Origin of the sequence: Pseudomonas azerbaijanoccidentalis, from assembly GCF_019145495.1 — a bacterium.
In the GTDB taxonomy this organism is placed as follows: domain Bacteria; phylum Pseudomonadota; class Gammaproteobacteria; order Pseudomonadales; family Pseudomonadaceae; genus Aquipseudomonas; species Aquipseudomonas azerbaijanoccidentalis.
Genome location: NZ_JAHSTU010000006.1, coordinates 340904 through 363364, shown reverse-complemented (window position 1 = coordinate 363364; position 22461 = coordinate 340904). Strand labels below are relative to the sequence as shown.

At 60.3% G+C, this 22461-nt stretch carries 19 protein-coding genes; 8 read left to right on the top strand and 11 right to left on the bottom strand.

All coding sequences use genetic code 11. The annotated features are described in order from the left end of the window. The first annotated feature begins 1 nt into the window (after nucleotide 1). Nucleotides 2-910 carry a phasin family protein gene (locus KVG88_RS21120; RefSeq protein ID WP_217872657.1) on the top strand — a complete coding sequence of 303 codons (909 nt, stop codon included), beginning with the start codon at nucleotides 2-4 and terminating at the stop codon, nucleotides 908-910. A 129-nt stretch (nucleotides 911-1039) separates the two neighbouring features. Here the strand turns inward: KVG88_RS21120 and KVG88_RS21115 are convergent, their stop codons facing one another. The 10 genes from KVG88_RS21115 to KVG88_RS21070 all read right to left on the bottom strand — a co-directional run bounded on the left by KVG88_RS21115 (nucleotide 1040) and on the right by KVG88_RS21070 (nucleotide 14018). After that, nucleotides 1040-1660 (bottom strand): TetR/AcrR family transcriptional regulator, encoded by a 621-nt coding sequence (locus tag KVG88_RS21115; protein WP_217872656.1) that lies wholly within the window; start codon nucleotides 1658-1660, stop codon nucleotides 1040-1042. Nucleotides 1661-1721: 61 nt separating this feature from the next. Then, a complete protein-coding gene (gene phaC / locus KVG88_RS21110) occupies nucleotides 1722-3404 on the bottom strand; it encodes a class II poly(R)-hydroxyalkanoic acid synthase (protein WP_150703402.1) in 1683 nt (560 codons plus the stop codon). 115 nt (nucleotides 3405-3519) lie between these two features. Beyond that, complete coding sequence (gene phaZ / locus KVG88_RS21105) at nucleotides 3520-4374, bottom strand: poly(3-hydroxyalkanoate) depolymerase (RefSeq protein ID WP_150703403.1); 855 nt, start codon at nucleotides 4372-4374, stop codon at nucleotides 3520-3522. A 128-nt stretch (nucleotides 4375-4502) separates the two neighbouring features. Then, the gene (gene phaC / locus KVG88_RS21100) at nucleotides 4503-6185 is read right to left on the bottom strand and encodes a class II poly(R)-hydroxyalkanoic acid synthase (protein WP_217872655.1); all 1683 of its coding nucleotides are present in this window, start codon (nucleotides 6183-6185) and stop codon (nucleotides 4503-4505) included. Between the two features lie 259 nt (nucleotides 6186-6444). After that, nucleotides 6445-6822, bottom strand: a complete 378-nt coding sequence (locus KVG88_RS21095; protein ID WP_150703405.1) for a gamma-butyrobetaine hydroxylase family protein — start codon at nucleotides 6820-6822, stop codon at nucleotides 6445-6447. A gap of 143 nt (nucleotides 6823-6965) precedes the next feature. After that, nucleotides 6966-8303: an ATP-dependent protease ATPase subunit HslU gene (gene hslU, locus KVG88_RS21090; RefSeq protein WP_217872654.1), complete on the bottom strand. Its 1338-nt coding sequence runs from the start codon at nucleotides 8301-8303 to the stop codon at nucleotides 6966-6968. A gap of 54 nt (nucleotides 8304-8357) precedes the next feature. After that, nucleotides 8358-8888: an ATP-dependent protease subunit HslV gene (gene hslV, locus KVG88_RS21085; protein ID WP_007975582.1), complete on the bottom strand. Its 531-nt coding sequence runs from the start codon at nucleotides 8886-8888 to the stop codon at nucleotides 8358-8360. Between the two features lie 253 nt (nucleotides 8889-9141). Next, entirely contained in the window at nucleotides 9142-9852 is a 711-nt protein-coding gene (locus KVG88_RS21080) for an SPOR domain-containing protein (protein WP_217872653.1), read from the bottom strand. A 1-nt stretch (nucleotide 9853) separates the two neighbouring features. After that, nucleotides 9854-11590 (bottom strand): arginine--tRNA ligase, encoded by a 1737-nt coding sequence (argS, locus tag KVG88_RS21075; RefSeq protein WP_217872652.1) that lies wholly within the window; start codon nucleotides 11588-11590, stop codon nucleotides 9854-9856. A 208-nt stretch (nucleotides 11591-11798) separates the two neighbouring features. After that, a complete protein-coding gene (locus KVG88_RS21070; RefSeq protein WP_217872651.1) occupies nucleotides 11799-14018 on the bottom strand; it encodes a primosomal protein N' in 2220 nt (739 codons plus the stop codon). A 277-nt stretch (nucleotides 14019-14295) separates the two neighbouring features. On the opposite strand from KVG88_RS21070, the gene rpmE reads away from it, so the two are divergent. The 3 genes from rpmE to KVG88_RS21055 all read left to right on the top strand — a co-directional run bounded on the left by rpmE (nucleotide 14296) and on the right by KVG88_RS21055 (nucleotide 16789). After that, on the top strand, nucleotides 14296-14514 hold the full coding sequence (gene rpmE / locus KVG88_RS21065) for a 50S ribosomal protein L31 (protein WP_150703410.1): 219 nt from the start codon (nucleotides 14296-14298) through the stop codon (nucleotides 14512-14514). A gap of 35 nt (nucleotides 14515-14549) precedes the next feature. After that, on the top strand, nucleotides 14550-15338 hold the full coding sequence (locus KVG88_RS21060; protein ID WP_150703411.1) for a thermonuclease family protein: 789 nt from the start codon (nucleotides 14550-14552) through the stop codon (nucleotides 15336-15338). Nucleotides 15339-15520: 182 nt separating this feature from the next. Further along, a complete protein-coding gene (locus KVG88_RS21055; RefSeq protein WP_217872650.1) occupies nucleotides 15521-16789 on the top strand; it encodes a malic enzyme-like NAD(P)-binding protein in 1269 nt (422 codons plus the stop codon). A 241-nt stretch (nucleotides 16790-17030) separates the two neighbouring features. Here KVG88_RS21055 and KVG88_RS21050 read toward each other — a convergent pair whose 3' ends face one another. Continuing rightward, on the bottom strand, nucleotides 17031-19469 hold the full coding sequence (locus KVG88_RS21050) for a penicillin-binding protein 1A (protein WP_437179960.1): 2439 nt from the start codon (nucleotides 19467-19469) through the stop codon (nucleotides 17031-17033). 217 nt (nucleotides 19470-19686) lie between these two features. On the opposite strand from KVG88_RS21050, the gene KVG88_RS21045 reads away from it, so the two are divergent. The 4 genes from KVG88_RS21045 to KVG88_RS21030 are packed head-to-tail and all read left to right on the top strand — an operon-like array spanning nucleotide 19687 to nucleotide 22458. Further along, a complete protein-coding gene (locus KVG88_RS21045; RefSeq protein WP_217872648.1) occupies nucleotides 19687-20748 on the top strand; it encodes a pilus assembly protein PilM in 1062 nt (353 codons plus the stop codon). After that, a complete protein-coding gene (locus KVG88_RS21040) occupies nucleotides 20748-21314 on the top strand; it encodes a PilN domain-containing protein (protein ID WP_150703416.1) in 567 nt (188 codons plus the stop codon). The genes KVG88_RS21045 and KVG88_RS21040 overlap by 1 nt, the downstream gene beginning before the upstream one ends. Further along, a complete protein-coding gene (gene pilO / locus KVG88_RS21035) occupies nucleotides 21311-21934 on the top strand; it encodes a type 4a pilus biogenesis protein PilO (protein ID WP_217872647.1) in 624 nt (207 codons plus the stop codon). Before KVG88_RS21040 ends, pilO begins: the two co-directional genes overlap by 4 nt. Continuing rightward, complete coding sequence (locus KVG88_RS21030) at nucleotides 21931-22458, top strand: pilus assembly protein PilP (RefSeq protein WP_217872646.1); 528 nt, start codon at nucleotides 21931-21933, stop codon at nucleotides 22456-22458. The genes pilO and KVG88_RS21030 overlap by 4 nt, the downstream gene beginning before the upstream one ends. Nucleotides 22459-22461: the final 3 nt, after the last annotated feature.

Sequence of the window (22461 nt, the reverse complement as noted above, 5' to 3'; positions counted from 1 at the left end):
GATGGCTGTTAAAAAGAACACCGAAAAAGAAGGCAGCTCGTGGATCGGGAAGGTCGAAGACTACTCCCGGAAAATCTGGCTGGCTGGTTTAGGCGTGTACTCGAAGATCGACACCGACGGCAGCAAACTCTTCGATGCATTGGTTAAGGACGGCGAGAAAGCCGAGAAGCTCACCAAGAGTGCCGTAGGCAAAAAAGTCGACGCCGCCAAGGACTCCGCTTCTTCGGCCAAGTCGCGCATCAGCGGTGTGAAAGACCGCGCGCTGGGCAAGTGGGATGAGCTCGAAGGCGCTTTCGACAAGCGTCTGAACAGCGCCATTTCGCGTCTGGGCGTGCCGAGCCGCAATGAAGTCAAGGCACTGCACAGCAAGGTCGATACCCTGACCAAGCAGATCGAAAAACTGACCGGTGCCAAGGTTGCGCCTGTTGCGGCGAAAACCGCGGCGGCGAAACCCGCTGCCAAACCTGCTGCAAAAACAGCGGCTAAACCACTGGTTAAAGCAGCGGCTAAACCTGCTGCCAAGCCAGCGGCAAAAACCGCAGCGGCCAAACCGGCAGCTGCTAAAACTGCGGCCAAACCGGTCGCCGCCAAAGCAGCCGCTAAACCAGCAGCCAAGCCGGCGGCTAAGCCGGCAGCCAAAACGGCGGCTAAGCCAGCGGCTAAACCTGCAGCCAAAACCGCTGCCGCCAAACCGGCCGCCAAGCCAGCGGCAAAGCCTGCTGCTGCGAAGAAGCCTGCAGTGAAAAAACCGGCCGCTCCCAAAGCTGCCGCCAAGCCAGCAGTGGCTGCTGCGAAACCGGCAACCCCGGTAGCCGCACCGGTCAGCGCATCGAACTCCGCGACCGCACCAACCCCTGCTGTGACCCCGACTGCCGCGCCGGCCTCGTCGACGCCAACCAGTCAGTCCTGATTCTCAGGGCTCAAAAAAACGCCCGGCCTGCCAAGGTCGGGCGTTTTTGTTTGTGCACCAGTGGACGCCGATTTGGTAGCAGCTGCCGAACGCAGTCTTCGGTAGCTGCTACCTGTCGCGTGGTGGTTTCTATTCATGGTCTTCGAGGTACTGCATCGCCATCTGCTCGGTCGCGGCCTTGATCGGCGGCAACAGGTGCGGCGCCACCAGCATCATGATCTGGTAAACCACCAATCGCACCTCACCCTCACGGTCGAGAATCCGCTGGTAGTCCAGCGAGAACAGCAGCGTCATGGTGATCTGTTCCACCAATTGCCCCAGCGCTTGCGTATCGCTGACCAACAACCCCTGCGCTTGCAAGCGAGCCAACAACGAGGCCAGCGTACGCTTGAGCGCGTTGAGCAGGTTGCGAATACCCTTGGCCAGTTTTGGCAGGCGTCCGGCCAGGTTCGACAGATCCTGGAACAGAAACCGGTAGTGGGACAGGCGTTCGACGATCAGGTGCAGGAACAGCCAGTAATCTTCCGGGGCCAGTTCTACATCGGCCGGTGGATCGAGCAGTGGCGCCAACTCGGCTTGAAAGCGTTCAAACAGCCCGAGTATCAATGGCTCCTTGCCGTGGAAGTGGTAGTAGAGGTTGCCTGGGCTGATGCCCATTTCGTTGGCAACTTCCATGGTGGAAACGTTCGGTTCGCCCTTCTGATTGAACAACTGCAGGGCACATTCGAGGATGCGGTCGCGGGTTTTCATCCAGTCTTCTTAGTGATTCGGGTCATGCCACGGCCGACGGTGACCGTGGTTCGTTTGAACGTCAGCGCACGCGCACGTAAGTACCGGGTGCCGCCTCCATCGGTGGATAGTTCTGGTTGCCGAGGGCCATGTGGGTTTCCTTTTGCGCACCCGAACGTTGCTGTATCCACTCCAGCCATTGCGTCCACCAACTGCCATCGACCCGCTTGGCGTCGTAGTACCAGGCACGTGGGTCGCCGCTCAATTTGCCGTTCTCGACATAGTTGGCTTTCGGGTTGCTCGGCGGGTTGAGAATGCTCTGCACATGGCCGCTGTTGGACAGGATGAAGCGGCGCTCGCCCCCCAGCAGCAACGTCGAGCGATACACTGCATCCCACGGCGTGATGTGGTCGTTGATCCCGGCGACGCTGAAACTGTCGACGGTGACCTTCTGCAAGTCGATCGGCGTGCCGCACACTTCAAGACCGCCCGGATGGCTCAGCGGGTTGTGCTTGAAGAAGTCCAGCAAGTCGCCGTGCAGGGCCGCCGGCAGACGCGTGTTGTCATTGTTCCAGTAAAGGATGTCGAACGCGGGCGGCTCCTTGCCCAGCAGGTAGTTATTGACGAAGTAACTCCAGATCAAATCATTGGGCCGCATCCAGGCGAAGACCTTGGCCATGTCGCGACCATCGAGCACGCCTTTTTGATAGGAGCGACGTTTGGCGGCTTCGAGGGTTTGCTCGTCGGCGAACAGCGTTGCCGGGGAATCCAGCTGGCTGTCGAGCAGGCTCACCAGGTAAGTCGCGCTGGAGACGCGCCGCAGCTGTCGCTTGGCCTGTAAGTGACCTTGCAGCGCCGCGATAGTCAGCCCGCCGGCACAGGCACCCATCAGGTTGACCTCGCGCGCACCAGTGATTGCGCGGCAGACGTTCATGGCTTCTTCCACCGCTTCAACGTACGTCGACAGCCCCCATTCGCGATGGCGCACATCCGGGTTGCGCCAACTGATCATGAAGGTTTGCAAGCCGTTCTTGAGGGCGAACTGGACGAAGCTGTTGTGCGGGCTCAGGTCGAAAATGTAGTACTTGTTGATCTGCGGCGGCACCACCAGCAGCGGTTTGGAATACTGCTTTTCGCTCATCGGCTTGTACTGGATCAGCTCCAGCAGTTCATTGCGAAACACCACGGCGCCGGGGGTGGTGGCGACGGTCTTGCCGACTTCAAAGGCCTGCTTGGTAACCTGCCGGGGCAAGCCGTCGTTGTGCAGCAAATCGTCAACCAGATGGCTGATCCCGCGCACCAGGCTGTTGCCGCCGGAGTTGAAGATTTCCTTGATCGCCAGCGGATTGAGCAGGCTGTTGGACGGCGACACGGCATCGTTGAGCAGCGCGAACGCAAAGTGCGCACGGGCACGATCGTCGGGGCTCATGGTGCTTTCGTCGATCCAGCTTTTGACTTCTTTCTGCCAGCTCAGATACGCCTGCAGGCTGCGGCGATAAAACGGGTTGAGGCTCCATGCCGGGTCGGCGAATCGGCTGTCCTGCGGATTGGTCGGGTGCAGGGTATCGCCCAGCAGCACGCGCCCCAATTGACCACCCAGTTTCAAGGCGTGCCGGGCCGTGTGCACCGGGTTGCGCAAGCCATGGGCGGCGACGCTGCGCAACGTTGAAATCAGATCCCGGCCGCGCAGACCGGTAATCGCACTCTGTGCGTTGATGAACGCGGCGGGAGTGGGTAACGAGTCCCTCGCTGGTTTGTCACGCATCAGTCAACACTCCTTCGTCTTCAGGCCAAAAACAAACACACCGAACCAGAACACCATAGACGCTGTAACGGGTTGTTGCGCGGCGCGGCGTCCTGCCGACCGACAATGGACGGATTTAACCGCCCAATGGCGCCGGATGCGGATGCATCACGGCGCGCTGACGTTCTTCTTCGAGGAACTTCATGATGATCGGCGCCACCGCTTCGGCCCGGGTAATCAGGAACAAATGCCCGTCATCGATGATGTGCAACTGGGCGTTGGGAATTCGCCATGCCAGCAAACGCATGTTGACCAGCGGGATCAGCGGATCGTCATCGCCTGCCAGCACCAGCGTTGGCTGATGGATCTTGTGCAGCCAGTGAATGCTCGTCCAGCCGAGGCCGGCGAACAGCTGCCAGTAGTAACCGAGCTTGCCCGCCGACCGCACTTTCGCAGCGTGGCTGGCGGCCAGCGTCGGGTCGCGACGGAACGAGCCGCCGTAGATCATCGGGGCAATACGGATCACGTGTGAAGGCTGGATGTAGCGCCGCGGGCTGGCCATCATCCACAGCACCTTGGGCTTGCCCGGTACCATCACCGCGCCTGCCGCCGTGGCTGCCAGCACCAGTTTTTTGCAGCGTTCCGGATAGTCGTAAGCGAACTGCTGCGCCAGTGCGCCACCCCAGGACACGCCGATCACGTTGACTTGCCCGTAGTCGAGATAATCGAGCATCCGCGCGGTGAGTTTGGCCAGGCCCGGAAAACGATAAGGCCGGTTCGGCGTCGACGATCCACCGACACCGGGGACGTCGAACGCGATGACTTCCAGGTCCGGATCCAGTGCCGCGACGAACGGAAACACCAGCTCAAGGTTGGCGCCGATGCCATTGAAAATCAGCAAGGGCGTCAAGTGAGGCTTGCCGGGGCGTACCGCCGTGCGGAGGGTCTGGCCATCCAGGTCGACAGTACGGAATATGAACGGTTGCGGCATGCTTCTGGCCCTGTTTATGAATTCATCCCCTGCCCCTGTAGGAGCTGCCGCAGGCTGCGATCTTTTGATCGGGTCATTAAAAGATCGCAGCCTGCGGCATCTCCTACAGGGAGCGCGGAGTGTGTCAGTTACCGCTCATGTACATACGTGCCCGGTGCCGCTTCGCCCGCCGGATAAGCCTTGTTGCCCAGTTTTGCCGGGGCCTTCTTCATTTCACCAGAACGCTGGGCTTGCCAGGCCTGCCAGTGCAGCCACCAGGAGTCGGTGTGCTTGGTGGAGTTCTCTTGCCACTCCTCGGCGCTGGTCGCCATTTTTTCAGTGCTGGTCATGTAGCGCGATTTCGGGTTGCCCGGCGGGTTCAGGATGCTCTGGATGTGCCCGCTGCTGGACAGCACGAATTCAACGTTGCCGCCGAACAGTTGCGCCGACTTGTAGCAGGACTTCCATGGCGTGATGTGATCGTTGGTGCCGGCCAGGGAAAAGATGTCCGCCGTGACCTGCTTCAGGTCGATCGGCGTACCGCACACTTCCAGTGCATTGGAACGGATCAATGGATTGTTTTTGAACATCTCGATCAGGTCGCCGTGGAACGCTGCGGGCAACCGCGTGGTGTCGTTGTTCCAGAACAGGATGTCGAAAACCGGAGGCTCGTTACCCAGCAGGTAGTTGTTGACCCAGTAGTTCCAGATCAGGTCGTTTGGGCGCATCCAGGCGAAAACTTTCGCCATGTCGCGGCCTTCCAGCACACCGGCCTGATACGAATGGCGCTTGGCGGTTTCAAGGGTTTGCTCGTCGACGAACAGGGCGACATCGCTGTCCAGGGTGGTGTCCAGCACGCTCACCAGCAGGGTCAGGGCGTTGACCTTGTTTTCGCCGATCGCGGCGTAGTGGCCCAGCAGTGCGGTGCAGGTGATGCCGCCGGAGCACGCACCGAGCATGTTCACGTCTTTGCTGCCGGTGATGGCGGTGACCACGTCGACCACTTCCTTAAGCGCCTCGATGTAGGTCGACAGGCCCCACTCGCGCTGCTCCTTGGTCGGGTTGCGCCAGCTGACGATGAAGGTCTGCACATTGTTGCGCAGGCAGAACCGCGCCAGGCTCTTGTCGGGGCTCAGGTCGAAAACGTAGAACTTGTTGATCTGCGGCGGCACCACCAGCAAAGGGCGCTCGTGGACCTGTTCGGTGATCGGCTTGTACTGGATCAGTTCCAGCACATCGTTGCGGAAGACTACCGCGCCCTCGGTCACGCCCAGGCTCTTGCCGACCTCGAATGCGCCCATGTTGACCTGGCTCGGCATGCCGCCGTTGTGCACCATGTCCTTGGCCAGGTGCGAGAGACCGTCGAGCAGGCTTTTGCCGCCGGTTTCGAAAAAGCGTTTGACTGCCGCCGGGTTGGCCGCCGTGTTGGTCGGGGCAAACGCTTCAGTCATCAGGTTGATCACGAAGTGCCCGCGGGCGACGTCCTTGGGCGCGAGGTTGCTGTCGTCGATCCAGTCGTGGAGTTCCTTGCGCCACGCCAGATAAGTTTGCAAATAACGTTTATAGAGCGGGTTCTGGCTCCAGGCCGGGTCCGCGAAACGACGGTCATCGCTGGTCGGTTGCAGCTCGGATTTACCGAACAGCACGTTTTTGAGTTCAAGGCCGAAATGCGCAACATGCTTGGCGCTGTGCACCGGTTGCTTGATGGCCTGCCTGAGCACCATTCGAGCAGAAGCCAGTAGATCCTTTCCACGCAGCCCAACGACAGGATTCAGTCCCAAGGTGTTTTCCGAGGCCTGATACTTCAAGTCATCGTTATTCTTGTTACTCATCTACGACGCTCCATTGTCCTGAGACGAGTACCGGGGCCTGCTGTGTAGTCACACAGCCAATGCCAGGTACTACTGCTCGGGTGACCGTTAATACTGCATCGCTGCTTTTTATTTCGCAGAGAGCACTGCAGGGAACTTGCCAGCTCCATTGGTTACCCGAGTTTAATTTTTTTCGCAAGCAGGCCAAACGCCGACCCTGAAGCGGAGCATTCAAACAGATGAAATTAGAAAATGCCCTCTAAAGAGCAAGAGGCTCAGGCTAGAGCATCAGCTTGACGACAGACTCGTTGGGGTCGCGGGTTTTTCCGGCGGCTTTGAGCTCGGCAAGATAATCTTCCCAGAGTGCGTCATAACGTCGCCCCAGCTCGTACAGATATTCCCAGGTGAACAAGCCGCTGTCGTGGCCGTCGTCGAAGGTCAATTTCAGTGCGTACTGACCGGCCGGTTCTACCTGGCTCAGTCCTACGTTGATCTTGCCAAATTGCAGGATGGGTTTGCCGTGGCCCTGGACCTCGGCGGAAGGAGAGTGCACGCGCAAGAATTCGGCGGGCAGGGTGTATTCCTCGCCGGACGCGTATTTGAGCGTCAGGGTTTTCGAGGCTTTGTGCAGTTTGATGTCGGTGGGGAGTTGGGTCATGGCTGGTCGTCCGTCTATGTGGAACGATCTGTAGGAGCTGCCGCAGGCTGCGATCATATGATCTTGCTTCAAAAACCAGATCAAAAGATCGCAGCCTGCGGCAGCTCCTACAAGTGTTTCGTTCTCACAGGAGAGTAGGTGACCTACAGGATATAACGGGACAGGTCTTCGTTCTGCGCCAATTCACCGAGGTGGCTGTTGACGTAGTCGGCGTCGATCTGGATGACCTTGCCGTCGTGGCTGCTGGCCAGGTCACCTGCACTGAACGACACCTCTTCAAGCAGGCGTTCGAGCAGCGTATGCAGGCGGCGGGCACCGATGTTTTCGGTTTTCTCGTTGACCTGCCAGGCGATCTCGGCGATGCGCTTGATGCCGCTCGGCTGGAACTCGATGCCCAGGCCTTCGGTTTTCAGCAGTGCGCAATATTGCTCGGTGAGCGAAGCATGCGGCTCGCTGAGGATGCGCTCGAAATCTTCCGGCGACAGGGCCTTGAGTTCGACACGGATTGGCAGGCGACCTTGCAGCTCAGGCACCAGATCGCTCGGCTTGCTCAGGTGGAACGCACCGGAGGCAATGAACAGGATGTGGTCGGTCTTGACCATGCCCAGCTTGGTGTTGACGGTGCAGCCTTCGATCAGCGGCAGCAGGTCGCGCTGCACGCCTTCGCGGGACACGTCGACGCCGCCGGAATTGCCGCGCTTGGCAACTTTGTCGATTTCGTCGATGAACACGATACCGTGCTGCTCGACCGCTTCCAGGGCCTTGGCCTTCAACTCTTCATCGTTGACCAGGCGGCTGGCTTCTTCGTCACGCACCAGTTTCAGCGCTTCTTTGACCTTGAGCTTGCGGGCCTTCTTTTTGCCCTTGCCCATGTTGGCAAACAGGCTTTGCAGCTGGTTGGTCATTTCTTCCATGCCCGGTGGCGCGGAGATATCGACGCCAGCCATTTCGGCGACTTCGATCTCGATCTCCTTGTCATCCAGCTGACCTTCGCGCAGGCGCTTGCGGAACAGCTGGCGGGTGTTGGAATCGGCAGTCGGGGCGTCGTCGTTGCTGAAGCCCATGCGCGCCGGTGGCAACAGTGCATCGAGGATGCGCTCTTCGGCAGCGTCTTCGGCGCGATGGCGGACTTTGACGATTTCCTGTTCGCGCAGCAGTTTGATCGCGGCATCGGCGAGGTCACGAATGATCGATTCGACATCGCGGCCAACGTAGCCGACTTCGGTGAATTTGGTCGCTTCGACCTTGATGAACGGTGCGTTGGCCAGTTTCGCCAGGCGACGGGCGATCTCGGTTTTACCGACGCCGGTCGGGCCGATCATCAAGATGTTCTTTGGTGTCACTTCAACGCGCAGCTCTTCCGGCAGCTGCATACGGCGCCAGCGATTGCGCAGGGCAATGGCGACGGCGCGCTTGGCATCGTCCTGGCCGATGATGTGGCGGTTGAGTTCGTGGACGATTTCACGGGGAGTCATGGACATAGTATTTAAAGGACCTCAAGCAAGAATGAGCCGTGGCACGGGGCCGAAAAAGGCTTACTCGGCGCAGTCCTGCTCCTCAATGGTCTGGGTGTGGTTGGTGAATACACAGATGTCGCCGGCAATGCCGAGGGCGGTTTCGACGATTTCACGGGCCGACAGATCGGTCTTTTTCAGCAATGCGCTGGCAGCGGCTTGAGCGTAAGCACCACCGGAACCCATGGCGATCAAACCGTCTTCAGGTTCAACCACATCGCCGTTGCCGGTGATGATCAGGGAAGCGTCTTTGTTGGCGACGGCGAGCATGGCTTCGAGGCGGCTCAGGGAACGGTCGGTGCGCCATTCTTTGGCGAGCTCGACCGCGGCACGAACCAGATGGCCCTGGTGTTTTTCCAGCTGGCCTTCGAAGCGTTCGAAGAGGGTAAAGGCGTCAGCGGTGGCACCGGCAAAACCGGCGATGACCTGGCCGTGATACAGGCGACGAACTTTTTTCGCGTTACCTTTCATCACGGTGTTGCCAAGTGAAACCTGGCCGTCGCCGCCCATGACGACTTTGCCGTGGCGGCGAACTGAAACGATGGTGGTCAAGGGAAGAGTCTCCACGCAGCGGGGCGAAAATGCCTTATGCCCATTCATATGGGGGTGGTGGAGTGGATTTCAACTGTAGGTCGGGAGAGGGGACGAGTGGTGCGAGGTGCGTAGGAGCTGCCGAAGGCTGCGATCTTTTGATCTCGCTCTTTATGCCGGGAAGATGAATGCCGTGCAAGGCTTGAAAAGATCGCAGCCTGCGGCAGCTCCTACAGGGTTTTGTGTTCCCTGTGGGAGCTGTTTCAGCGGTTGATCAGCGGCTCTGGCGTTGTTGTAACAACAGGTTGCTGAAACCGGCGCCCGCCAGTTGTTTCTGTGCGGTAGTCAGTTGCTCGCGGTTGCTGAACGGTCCGACCAAAACGCGATACCACGTTTCGTCTTTCACCGTGCCCGATTCAACCGCCACCGCCTGGCCGAGCAGAATGATCTGCGCGCGAACCTTGTCAGCATCGGTCTCTTTACGGAACGAACCGGCCTGGAGGAAGAACTTGGTCACCGGTGCTGCCTTGGTGACGGGCGGCGCTGGCGGCGGCGTAATGCCAGCCAGGGCTGCCTGGGCGCGGGCGGTGTCGATTTTCGCGGCTTCGGCCGGGGTTACCGGCGTGGTCGGAATGGCCGGCACTTGCGGCGTCGGCAGGGTTTTCTCCGGCACGGCATCCGGCGGCACGATGACTTCCGACTCCGGCAGCAGGGTGTAGAAGTCGTACTTCGGCTTCACCGGTTGCGTCGGGCTCGGCGGGGTCTTGTTGGCTTCGGCGATCTTGGTGGCTTTCTGTTGCTGCTCGACCTTTTCACGCTTGACCGTATCGCTGCCCTTGCCCGGCTCCAGTTTCATCAGGAACACGATGAATGCGCCGACGGTCAGGCCGATGGCCATCCACAGCCAACCCGGGATCGGTTGCTTCGCTGGAGCTTGATAACGGCTGGCGCCACGCTTGGGTGCAGGTTTTTTCTTGGCAGCCAACTTACATGCGCTCCAGTGTTTCCAGGCCCAAGAGTTCCAGGCCTTGCTTGAGGGTGCGTCCGGTCAGCGCGGCGAGGCGCAGACGGCTCTGCATTTGTTCCGGGGTATCGGCGGCGAGGATCGGGCAGTTCTCGTAGAAGCTGGAGAACAGGCCGGCGACGTCGTACAGGTAGGTGCAGAGGATGTGCGGCGTGCCTTTCTCGGACACGTTGTTCAGCACTTCGCCGAACTGCGCGAGTTTCGCTGCCAGCTCATGCTCATGCGCGGCTTCGAGGACGATTTGGCCTTCGACTTCGCTGAAGTCCTTGCCGAGCTTGCGGAACACGCCGGCCACGCGGGTGTAGGCGTACAGCAGGTAAGGCGCGGTGTTGCCTTCGAAGTTGAGCATCAGGTCGAAGTTGAAGCTGTAGTCGCTGGTGCGGTGCTTGGACAGGTCGGCGTATTTCACCGCGCCAATGCCCACCACCTTGGCGATGTTGCGCAACTCGCCTTCGGCCAGCTCAGGGTTCTTGTCTTTCACCAGGGTGTAGGCGCGTTCCTGGGCTTCGGTCAGCAGGTCGATCAGCTTCACGGTGCCGCCATCACGGGTCTTGAACGGACGGCCATCGGCGCCGTTCATGGTGCCGAAACCCATGTGTTCCATTTCCATCGGATGGGTCACGAAGCCAGCCTTGCGGGCCACGGCGAACACTTGCTGGAAGTGCAGGGCCTGACGCTGGTCGACGAAGTACAGCGCACGGTCAGCCTTGAGCGTGCCGCTGCGGTAGCGCACGGCCGCCAGGTCGGTGGTGGCGTAGAGGTAGCCGCCGTCAGCCTTGACGATGATCACCGGCAGCGGGTCGCCGTCGGCGTTCTTGAACTCGTCGAGGAACACGCACTGGGCGCCGTTGCTTTCGACCAGCATGCCGGCGGCCTTGAGGTCGTTGACCACGTTGATCAGGTCGTCGTTATAGGCACTTTCGCCCATCACGTCGGCCATGGTCAGTTTGACGTTGAGCAGTTCGTAGATCTTCTGGCAGTGGGACAGCGAGATATCCTTGAACTTGGTCCACAGCGCCAGGCAGTCAGGATCACCGGCCTGCAACTTGACCACCAGGCCGCGGGCGCGGTCGGCGAACTCTTCGGACTCGTCGAAGCGTTGCTTGGCGGCGCGGTAGAAGTTCTCAAGGTCCGACAGCTCATCGCTGGTGATCGGGTTTTCTTGCAGGTAGGCCATCAGCATGCCGAACTGGGTACCCCAGTCGCCAACGTGGTTCTGACGGATCACGGTGTCACCAAGGAATTCGAGCACGCGGGCTACGCCGTCGCCAATGATGGTCGAGCGCAAGTGGCCGACGTGCATCTCTTTGGCCAGGTTCGGCGCCGACAGGTCGACCACGGTGCGCTGCACCGGGCCAGCCTTGCGCACGCCGATATGGGCGTCGGCCAGGGCCGCGTCCAGACGCGAGGCCAAGGCGTCGGTGTTCTGGAAGAAGTTCAGGAAGCCAGGGCCGGCGATTTCGGCCTTGCTGACGTTTTCGTCAGCCGGCAGCGCGGCAATGATTTTTTCCGCCAGGTCGCGTGGCTTCATGCCGGCAGGCTTGGCCAGCATCATGGCGATGTTGCTGGCGAAATCGCCGTTCTTCTTGTCGCGGGAGTTTTCCACCTGGATCGCCGGCGACAGGCCTTCAGGCAACACACCTTCGTTGACGAGTTGGGTGATGGCTTGTTGGATCAGCTGGCGAATGGTGTCTTTCATGGTCTTCTCTTTCGACCGCTGGCGCGGCGGCGCATCATGCGCTGGTGGAAAAACTGGGCATTATCCGTTGCCGAGGCAGGCTTGCCAACCTTAGCAGGCAGGTTGTGGATGTGTGGTGACAAATGCGGCAAAGATCGCAGCCTTCGGCAGCTCCTACACGGATTGCGCTTTACTGTAGGAGTTGCCGAAGGCTGCGATCTTTTTCCGGTTAATACAAATCGACCGGATCAACATCCAGCGACCAGCGCACCGCCCGCCCGCTCGGCATCTGCTCCAGCACCAGCAACCAGCTCGCCAGCAACCGATGCAGCGGCGCCCGCGCGGTCGCCTGCAACAGCAACTGCGCGCGATAACGCCCGGCCCGGCGCTCCATTGGCGCCGGCACCGGTCCGAGCAATTCAATGCCGGTCAGATTCTGTTCGGTCAGAAGGCGTTCGGCCTCGTTGCATGCCTCATCGAGAAAGCCCTCGGCCTGGCCCGGTTTGTGCGCTTCGGCGCGTAGCAACGCCAAGTGCGCAAATGGCGGCAGCCCCGCCGCGCGACGTTCGCTCAAGGCTTGTTCGGCAAACGCGAAATAACCCTGTTCGGTCAGTTGTATCAGCAACGGATGATCGGCCAGGTGCGTCTGGATGATCACCTTGCCCGGTTCCTCGGCGCGGCCTGCACGGCCCGCCACCTGAACAATCAACTGCGCCATGCGCTCGCTGGCCCGGAAGTCGCCGGAGAACAGTCCGCCGTCTGCATCGAGGATCGACACCAAGGTCACCCGGGGAAAGTGGTGCCCTTTGGCGAGCATCTGCGTGCCGATCAGGATGCACGGCTGGCCTTTCTGGATGGTCGCGAACAACTGATTCATCGCGTCCTTGCGCGAGGTGCTGTCGCGATCGACCCGTAAAACCGGGTAGTCCGGGAACAGAATCGCCAGGCGTTCTTCGGCACGTTCGGTGCCGGCTCCCACCGGGCGCAAGTCGACCTTGTTGCACTTCGGGCACTGGCGAGGCACGCGCTCGACGTAGCCGCAGTGGTGGCAACGCAGTTCGCCGTAGCGCTGGTGCACGGTCATGCGCGCGTCGCAGCGCTGGCACTCGGACATCCAGCCGCAATCGTGGCAAAGCAGGGTTGGCGCAAAACCTCGGCGATTGAGAAAAACCAAGACTTGCTGGCCGGCAGCCAGGGTCTGGCCGATGGCCTGTTGCATCGGTCCGGAAATGCCGCTGTCCAGCGGGCGGCTCTTCACATCCAGTCGCAAGAAACGCGGTTGCTTGGCACCGCCAGCGCGCTCGTTCAGGCGCAGCAGGCCATAGCGGCCGGTGTAGGCATTGTGCAGGCTTTCCAGCGAAGGCGTGGCGGAGCCGAGGACAATCGGGATGTTTTCCTGCCGCGCCCGCACCAATGCCAGGTCGCGGGCGTGATAGCGCAGGCCTTCCTGCTGTTTATAGGAGCCGTCGTGCTCTTCGTCGATGATGATCAGCCCCGGGTTTTTCATCGGCGTGAACAGCGCCGAGCGGGTGCCGATAATAATGTCGGCTTCGCCATCGCGGGCGGCGAGCCAGGCGTCGAGGCGTTCGCGATCGTTGACCGCCGAGTGGATCAGCGCGATGCGCGCATTGAACCGCTGCTCGAACCGCGCGAGGGTTTGCGGGCCGAGGTTGATTTCCGGGATCAGCACCAACGCCTGCTTGCCTGCCTCCAGGGTCTCGCGGATCAACTGCAAATAGACTTCGGTCTTGCCGCTGCCGGTAACGCCGGCCAGCAGGAACGCGTGATAACTGTCGAACCCGGCGCGGATCGCTTCGTACGCGGCACGTTGTTCCGGGTTCAGCGGCAGCTCGGGTTGTGCGAGCCAGTGTTCATGACGGGCGCCGGGTGCGTGGCGGCGAATCTCGACCTGCACCAGATCCTTGGCCAGCAACAGGTCGAGGCTGTCCTTGCTCAGCATCAGTTTGCTCAGCAGTTGATGGGCGACGCCGTGGGGGTGCTGGGCCAGCGTCGCCAGCGCTTCACGCTGGCGCGGCGCGCGGGCGATGCGTGAGTCATCAAGGCTGGCGCCCGGGGCGGCGGACCAGAAGCGTTCCTGGCGCGCTTCGGCCAGTTCGCCCTGACGCAGCAATACCGGCAACGCCCAGCTCAAGGTGTCGCCGAGGCTGTGCTGGTAATACTGGGAAGTCCACAAGCACAGCTTGAACAGCGCGGGCGGTAGCGGCGGCGTAGCGTCGAGCAGGGCCAATGCGGGCTTGAGTTTTTCCGCCGGCACCTCACTGGTGTCGGCGACTTCCACCAGGATCCCGATCATCTCGCGTCGGCCAAATGGCACGCGCAGGCGCATGCCGGGGTGCAACTGGTCGCGCTGCACACCCGCCGGAGCGCGGTAATCGAACAGGCGGCGCAGCGGCGAAGGCAGGGCGAGGCGCAGAATGGCGTCGGGCACGCGGGGGTTCTCGATCAGCAGGCAATAAAAGGGCTTGGCACATGACAGGTGGGAGCGGGCGGCTGGCTTGCGATAGCGGTGTGTCAGTCAACATTTGCATGTCTGGAAGACCGCTTTCGCGAGCAGGCTCGCTCCCACATGGGCCGGGAGCCTAGCAGACGGTCGGTCTAAGGGACAGCTTGCGTGATTGGCATTGTCTGGTAGAATCCGCGGCCTAATTACGTGCGGTATTCAACAATAGTGTTGGGTGGCGGCACGCTAGCCCGAGGAAGACACCATGAAAGCTGATATCCATCCAGAATACCCAGAAGTAGCTGTTACTTGCAGCTGCGGCAACAAGTTCGAAACTCGTTCGACCTTCGGCAAAGCCCTGGCGATCGACGTTTGCAACGAATGCCACCCGTTCTACACCGGTAAGCAAAAGACTCTGGACACTGGCGGCCGCGTTCAGCGCTTCGCAGACCGTTTCGGTGCTTTCGGCGCGAAAAAGGCCTAAGGCCGATCAACTTGGGAAGCCGTTGCGGTTTTTCCATGCTGATGAAAAAGGCGTCCCTTGTGGGCGCCTTTTTTGTGTCCGCGATTTGGCTCTCCGCCGCCCAGGCTTTCTGCCCGGCGCCGGCCGGCCTGACATCCGTCACGGTGCAGCGGGTGGTCGACGGCGACACACTGCGCCTGAACGATGGGCGCAATGTGCGCATGATCGGCCTGAATACGCCGGAACTGGGCAAGAAAGGTCGCTCCGACGAGCCCTTCGCGGTCACAGCGCGTAAACGCCTGGAAGCATTGATTGCAGCCAGTGACGGGCGGGTCGATCTGCAACCCGGTCAAGAAAGCAAAGACCGTTATGGCCGCACGCTGGCCCATGTCTATGGCGCCGACGGCGCCAACCTCGAAGCGCAAATGCTCGCCGAAGGCCTCGGGTTTCTGGTGGCGGTCGCGCCGAATGTCGATCTGGTTGACTGTCAGCAGGCGGCTGAACGTAGTGCCCGCCAGGCTGGGCTCGGCGTTTGGCGCCAGTCACCTGTACTGAAAGCGGATCAGATCAGCACCTCCGGTTTTGCCGTGCTCAGCGGTCGTGTCAGCAAGGTTCAGCGTAATCGTGGCGGGGTTTGGATCGAGTTGCAGGATTCGGTTGTACTGCGCGTTGCACCCAATTTGCTCGGCCGTTTTGACGTGGCTTCGCTTGAAGGCCTCAAAGGCAAGCAGATTGAGGCTCGCGGCTGGGTGCTGGATCGTTCGCGCCGCGGTGGGCTGCAGAACGGTCAGGCGCGCTGGATGTTGCCATTGACGGATCCGGCGATGATCCAGGTGGCGCAGTAATAAAAAATTGTAGACATTTTTTATGTCGATTGTGAACAGTCTATCCCTTGTGTTCCGCGGCTCTTGGCCCAAAGTCGTAGGGCAGGGCGCTTGACAGGGGTGACCGGTCAGTCTTGTGGGGATTTTGCGAGGCGCGTATCCTCGCTGACCAGTCTGTCCAACAGTAAAAGCGGAATGCCAAAATGTCTGATCTGAAAACTGCCGCTCTCGAATATCACGCCAATCCTCGTCCAGGGAAGCTGAGTGTCGAGCTCACCAAGGCCACCGCTACCGCTCGCGACCTGTCGCTGGCCTACAGCCCCGGCGTAGCCGAACCAGTACGCGAAATCGCCCGCGATCCTGAACTGGCCTACAAATACACCGGCAAAGGCAACCTGGTTGCAGTCATTTCCGATGGCACCGCGATTCTGGGCCTGGGTAACCTCGGCCCACTGGCTTCCAAACCGGTCATGGAAGGTAAAGGCGTGTTGTTCAAGCGCTTCGCCGGCATCGACGTTTTCGACATCGAAGTCGACTCCGAAAGCCCGCAAGCCTTCATCGACACCGTCAAACGCATCTCCATCACCTTCGGTGGCATCAACCTGGAAGACATCAAGGCACCTGAGTGCTTTGAGATCGAACGTGCTCTGATCGAGCAGTGCGACATTCCGGTATTCCACGATGACCAGCACGGCACCGCTATCGTGACCGCTGCCGGGATGATCAACGCCCTGGAAATCGCTGGCAAAACCCTGCCGGAAGCCAAGATCGTCTGCCTGGGCGCCGGTGCTGCCGCCATCTCCTGCATGAAATTGCTGGTGAGCATGGGCGCCAACATCGAAAACATCTACATGATCGACCGTACCGGCGTGATCCACTCCGGCCGTGACGACCTGAACCAGTACAAGGCTGTCTTCGCTCACGCGACCGACAAGCGCACCCTGGCTGACGCACTGCAAGGTGCTGACGTGTTCGTCGGCCTGTCCGGCCCGAACCTGCTGAGCGCTGAAGGCCTGCTGTCGATGGCGCCTAACCCGATCGTGTTCGCTTGCTCCAACCCTGATCCGGAAATCTCCCCGGAACTGGCGCACGCCACCCGTAACGACGTGATCATGGCCACCGGCCGTTCGGACTACCCGAACCAGGTCAACAACGTACTGGGCTTCCCGTTCATCTTCCGCGGTGCCCTGGACGTTCGCGCCAAGCGCATCAACGAAGAAATGAAAGTGGCTGCAGCCAACGCCCTGCGCGAACTGGCCAAACTGCCAGTGCCACAGGAAGTGTGCGACGCCTACGGCGGCATCAAGCTGGAATTCGGGCGTGAGTACATCATTCCGAAACCAATGGATGCCCGCCTGATCACCCTGATCTCCGATGCCGTGGCTAAAGCTGCCATCGAGACCGGCGTGGCGACCCTGCCGTATCCGAAGAACTACCCGCTGAAAAGCGTGGATGACGTGTTCAACGGCTAAGCCGTTGTAGCGCTTCAACCGAAAGCCCTGGCTCGTAATGAGTCGGGGTTTTTTATTGCCTGAAGGTTTTGTGTCAGTAGTAATGGCCTGATCGCTAGCAGGCTAGCTCCCACCTTTGAAATGCGGTCCCCTGTGGGAGCTAGCCTGCTAGCGATTAGGCCAGTCCAGTCATCACAAAACCCGCAGGCACAAAAAAGCCCCGTACTTCTCTCGAAGGCGGGGCTTTTCAATGTGGCTGCGATCAGAACAGGTCGATCGGCGCCTGCTCATCCGCCGGCAACGGACTGCCCGGCGCATTGCCGTTACCCAGCTCGTTGGCGGATGGCGGCGTATCTTCGGCCTTGAATAGCTCGAAGTAGGCACCTGGCGTGCCAGGGGAGGCCGCACGCCCGCTGACCGGGTCGACCCGCAGGCTCAGGATGCCTTCCGGCTCTGGCTGCGTGTGAGGCGGCAGATCTTTGAGTGCGGCGCCCATGTAGTTCATCCAGATCGGCAGGGCGACGGTGCCGCCAAACTCCTTGCGGCCCAGGCTTTCAGGCTGGTCGAAGCCGGTCCACACGGTGGTCACGTAATCGGCGTTGTAACCAGAGAACCAGGCGTCCTTGGACTCGTTGGTGGTACCGGTTTTGCCGGCGATGTCGCCACGGCCCAAGGCCAGGGCGCGACGGCCGGTGCCGAGCTTGATCACGTCCTCAAGCATGCTGTTGAGGATGTAGGTCGTGCGGCCATCAACGATGCGTTCAGCCACGGCCGGTGTTTGTGGCGCCGGTTGCGCGGTCTGTGCGTCGCTCGGCGTTGCGTTGACCGTAAAGGCTTCGGCGACTGGGGCGGCGATGCCGTCGGTGGCAGCGCCGCCTTTGGGCACGCTTGGCGGGTTGGCGACGAAAAGCGTGTCGCCGTTGCGGCTTTCGATCTTGTCGATGATGTAGGGGGTGATCTTGTAGCCACCGTTGGCGAACGTACTCCAGCCGGTTGCGATCTCCATCGGCGTCAGCGTCGCGGTGCCCAGCGCCAGCGAGAGGTTGGGCGGAAGGTCCTGCTTGTTGAAGCCAAAGCGAGTGATGTAGTCGATGGTCTTGCCAACGCCCATCGCTTGCAGCAGGCGGATCGACACCAGGTTACGCGACTTGTACAGGGCCTCACGCAGGCGGATCGGGCCGAGGAAGGTGTTGGTGTCGTTCTTCGGACGCCAGACCTTGTCCAGATACTCATCGACGAACACGATCGGCGCATCGTTCACCAGGCTGGCGGCGGTGTAGCCATTATCCAGTGCTGCGCTGTATACGAACGGCTTGAAGCTCGAACCCGGCTGGCGCTTGGCCTGCAGCGCGCGGTTGTAGTTGCTCTGCTCAAAGGCAAAGCCGCCGACCAGCGAGCGGATCGCGCCGTTCTGTGGGTCAAGGGATACCAGCGCGCCCTGGGCTTGCGGGATCTGGCTGAACTTCAGCGAGTCGTCCGGCTGACGCTGTACGCGAATCAGATCGCCGACCTGTGCGACATCCGACGGCTGCTTCGGATTGGCGCCCATGCTGTTGGTGTTCAGGAACGGGCGAGCCCATTTCATGGTTTCCCAGTTGACGTGTTCACTGCCGGTACGGGTCAGCACTTGCAGGCCGGTCTTGTCGACCTGGGTCACGATGGCCGGCTCAAGGCTGCTGATGGTGCGCTGCTTGGTCAGTTCGGTCGCCCAGGCTTCACGAGTCTTGCCGGGCAGGCGCGACTCGGGGCCGCGATAACCATGACGCTGATCGTAAGTCATCAAGCCTTCGTGGAGGGCGGTGTTGGCCATTTCCTGAAGGTTGCTTGGCACCGTGGTGGTGACACGGAAGCCTTCGGTATAGGCGTCGCTGCCATAACGGCCGACCATCTCGGCGCGGGCCATTTCGGCGATGTAAGGCGCGTTCACTTCCGGCGTCGGCACGTGATAGCTGGCGTTCAGCGGCTCGTTGATTGCGGTGGTGTAATCGGCCTCGCTGATTTTCCCGAGCTTGTACATGCGGCCCAGGATCCAGTCGCGACGTTCCTTGCTGCGGGCCGGGTTGGCCAGCGGGTTGAAGCGCGACGGGGCTTTGGGCAGGCCGGCGATCATCGCCATCTGCGCCAGGCTGACATCACGAATCGACTTGCCGTAATACACCTGCGCCGCGGCCTCGATGCCGTAGGCGCGGTTACCCAGATAGATCTTGTTGACGTACAGCTCAAGGATTTCGTCCTTGGTCAGCTGCCGTTCGATTTGTAGTGCCAGGAGGATTTCCGTGGTTTTGCGCGAGAAGCTGCGTTCGCTGGTCAGGAAGAAGTTCTTCGCCACCTGCATGGTGATGGTGCTGCCGCCAGACTGGATGTGACCGCTCTTGACCAGTTGGGTGGCGGCGCGCATCAGGCTGCTGGGGTCGACGCCGTAATGGTTGGCGAAATTGTCGTCTTCAGCACTTAGTAACGCATTAATGAAATTGGGGGGAATGTCGGCGAACCTGATCGGTGTGCGGCGCATTTCGCCAAATTCTGCGATCAATTTGTTGTCGCTGCTGTAGACCCGCAACGGAATCTGCAACTGAATGCTTCTCAGCGCCTCCACGGACGGCAATCCGGGGCTAAGGTAAAGAAACGCCCCGCTCAGACCCAGAAGCAGTCCGCAGAAAACCGCGACGATGGACCAACCGAAAAATTTCAGCAGACGAATCAAGGCTTTTGGATATCCAGGGCAAAGAATGAATTAGGCATCAGGGTTCAGGCTAAAGGCGAACGACCCGCGCTTGAGAAAAGCGGAAAAAAAACGCTGGGCATTATAAGCATTTTTCCGATGCAGGCGTCATTCGCGGCTGCTGTCAAGACGGGCGGAGGGAACGCAACACACATTACAGAGTCCGTAACTCACGGATAGTCATAGGGAATTGCTAGTGCCAGGACTCTTCAACAAAAAAGCCAATACGCTTTTAGGGATCGACATCAGCTCAACTTCGGTGAAACTCCTGGAGCTGAGCCGCCAGGGCGACCGTTATCGGGTCGAGGCCTACGCGGTCGAGCCCCTGCCTGCCAGCGCGGTGATCGAAAAAAACATTGCTGAACTCGAAGGTGTAGGCCAGGCCCTTTCGCGTGTGCTGATCAAGGCCAAAACCAGCCTCAGGAACGTTGCCGTGGCCGTGGCCGGATCGGCGGTGATCACCAAGACCATCGAGATGGACGCAGGACTTTCCGATGACGAGATGGAAAGCCAGCTCAAGATCGAGGCCGATCAGTACATCCCTTATCCGCTGGATGAAGTCGCCATCGACTTCGAAGTCCAGGGGGCGTCAGCGCGCAACCCGGAACGCGTCAATGTGCTGCTCGCGGCTTGTCGCAAGGAAAACGTCGAAGTTCGCGAGGCGGCACTGACCCTGGCCGGGCTCACTGCGCGGGTGGTCGACGTCGAGGCCTACGCCCTGGAGCGTTCGTTCGGGTTGCTGGCCAATCAGTTGGCAGCGTCGAAAGAGCGTCTGGTGGCGGTGGTCGACATCGGCGCAACCATGACCACCCTGAGCGTGCTGCACAACGGGCGGATCATCTATACCCGCGAGCAATTGTTCGGCGGGCGTCAACTGACCGAAGAGATTCAGCGTCGCTACAACCTGACCGTTGAACAGGCGGGGTTGGCGAAGAAACAGGGCGGTCTGCCGGACGATTATGTGCGCGAGGTACTGCAGCCGTTTCGCGAGGCGCTGGTGCAGCAGGTGTCCCGTTCCTTGCAGTTTTTCTTCGCGTCCGGTCAGTACCATTCGGTCGACCAGATTCTTTTGGCGGGCGGGACTGCTTCGGTTCCCGGGCTGGATCGATTGATCGAGCAGCAGTTGGGCACACCGACGCAGGTTGCCAATCCTTTTGCCGAAATGACCCTGAACAGCAAGGTCAATGCCGCAGCCCTGACCAGCGACGCCCCGGCCATGATGATCGCCTGCGGGCTGGCGCTCAGGAGTTTTGACTGATGGCGCGGATCAATCTTTTACCCTGGCGTGAGGAGCTGCGCGAACAACGCCGCAAGCGCTTTTTACTGATTCTGGTGGGCGTGCTGGTGGGCTCGGCGGGTGCGGTGCTGGTTGCCAATCAGGCCATCAACGGCGCCATCGACCGACAGGTTGCGCGCAATGATTACATCGGCAAGCAGATCGTCGTGGTCGACGAACGGATCAAGCAGATCAGTGAACTCAAGGCGCGTCGCCAGCAACTGGTCGAGCGCATGCGCATCATCCAGGACCTGCAAGGCAATCGGCCGATCAGTGGGCGAATTTTTGATCAGCTGGCGCGCACCCTGCCGGACGGGGTGTACTTCACCGAAGTCAAAATGTCCGGCAAGACCTTGTCGATCACCGGGGCGGCTGAATCCAACAATCGTGTATCTGATCTGATGCGTAACCTGGATGCCTCCGATTGGTTCGATGCCCCCAGCCTGACTGAAGTGAAAGCGACCACCGCCGGTCAACTGGACCAGGCCAACGTCTTTCAGCTGAGCGTACGTCAGACCCAGCCCGCTGTCGTGGAGGGCAGGAAATGAGGCTCTCTGAATGGTTTGAAGGGCTGCGCAAAATCGATATCAACGAACTGGACACCAATAACATTGGCTCCTGGCCGCCTGCGATCAAAGTCTTGGTGGGTGTGCTGCTGATGATGTTGGTGCTGTCGCTGGGCTACAGTTTTTCCACCAGCGAGCTTGAGAGTCAGCTCGACCTCAAGCGCGAAGAAGAGTCGACCCTCAAAGAACAGTTCGCCACCAAGGCGCACATGGCCGCGAATCTCGAGCTTTACACGCAACAGATGAAAGAGATGGAAAACTCCTTTGGTGTGCTGCTGCGGCAATTGCCCAGTGATACCGAAGTGCCCGGTTTGCTGGAAGACATCACCCGCACAGGCCTGGGCAGTGGCCTGGAGTTTGAAGAAATCAAATTGCTGCCGGAGGTCACCCAACCGTTCTACATCGAACTGCCGATCCAGATCACCGTCACCGGCGCCTATCACGACCTGGCGACGTTCGCCAGCGGCGTCGCCGGGCTGCCCCGCATCGTCACCCTGCATGATTTCGACCTGGCCCCGGTCAATCCTGACGGCGGGCCGAAACTGCGCATGAGCATCCTTGCCAAGACCTACCGCTACAACGACAAAGGGCTGCAGGAATGAGCCTTGTTCGTGGATTTGCCATGCTGGTGTTGCTGCTTGGGCTGGCCGGTTGTGGTGGCGGGGAAGACTTCGGTGACCTGGACGCCTACATGAATGAAATGCGTCTGCGGGCACCGGGAAAGATTGAACCAACGCCGACATTCCGGTCTTACCCGACATTCACCTACAACGCGGCCAACCTGCGCAGCCCGTTTTCCCGTCAGGTCAGAGTCGACCTGGCCGGCCAGAAACATGGCTCGCGTAACGTCAAGCCAGACCCCAGTCGGGTCAAGCAATACCTCGAAGGTTTCAACATCGAGCAGTTTGAAATGGTCGGCACGATGTCCAATGCGGCGGGCTCCTTTGCGCTGCTGCGCGGTGCCGGCGGGGTCCATCGGTTGAAGGTCGGCGATTACCTGGGGCGCAACGATGGGCGAATAGTCGCCATCAGCGGCGACCAGGTCGATGTGGTCGAAATCGTCCCGGATGGCGAAGGCGCCTGGCTGGAAAGACCGCGGACCATCCCTTTGAAAGAGCACTCATAGTGG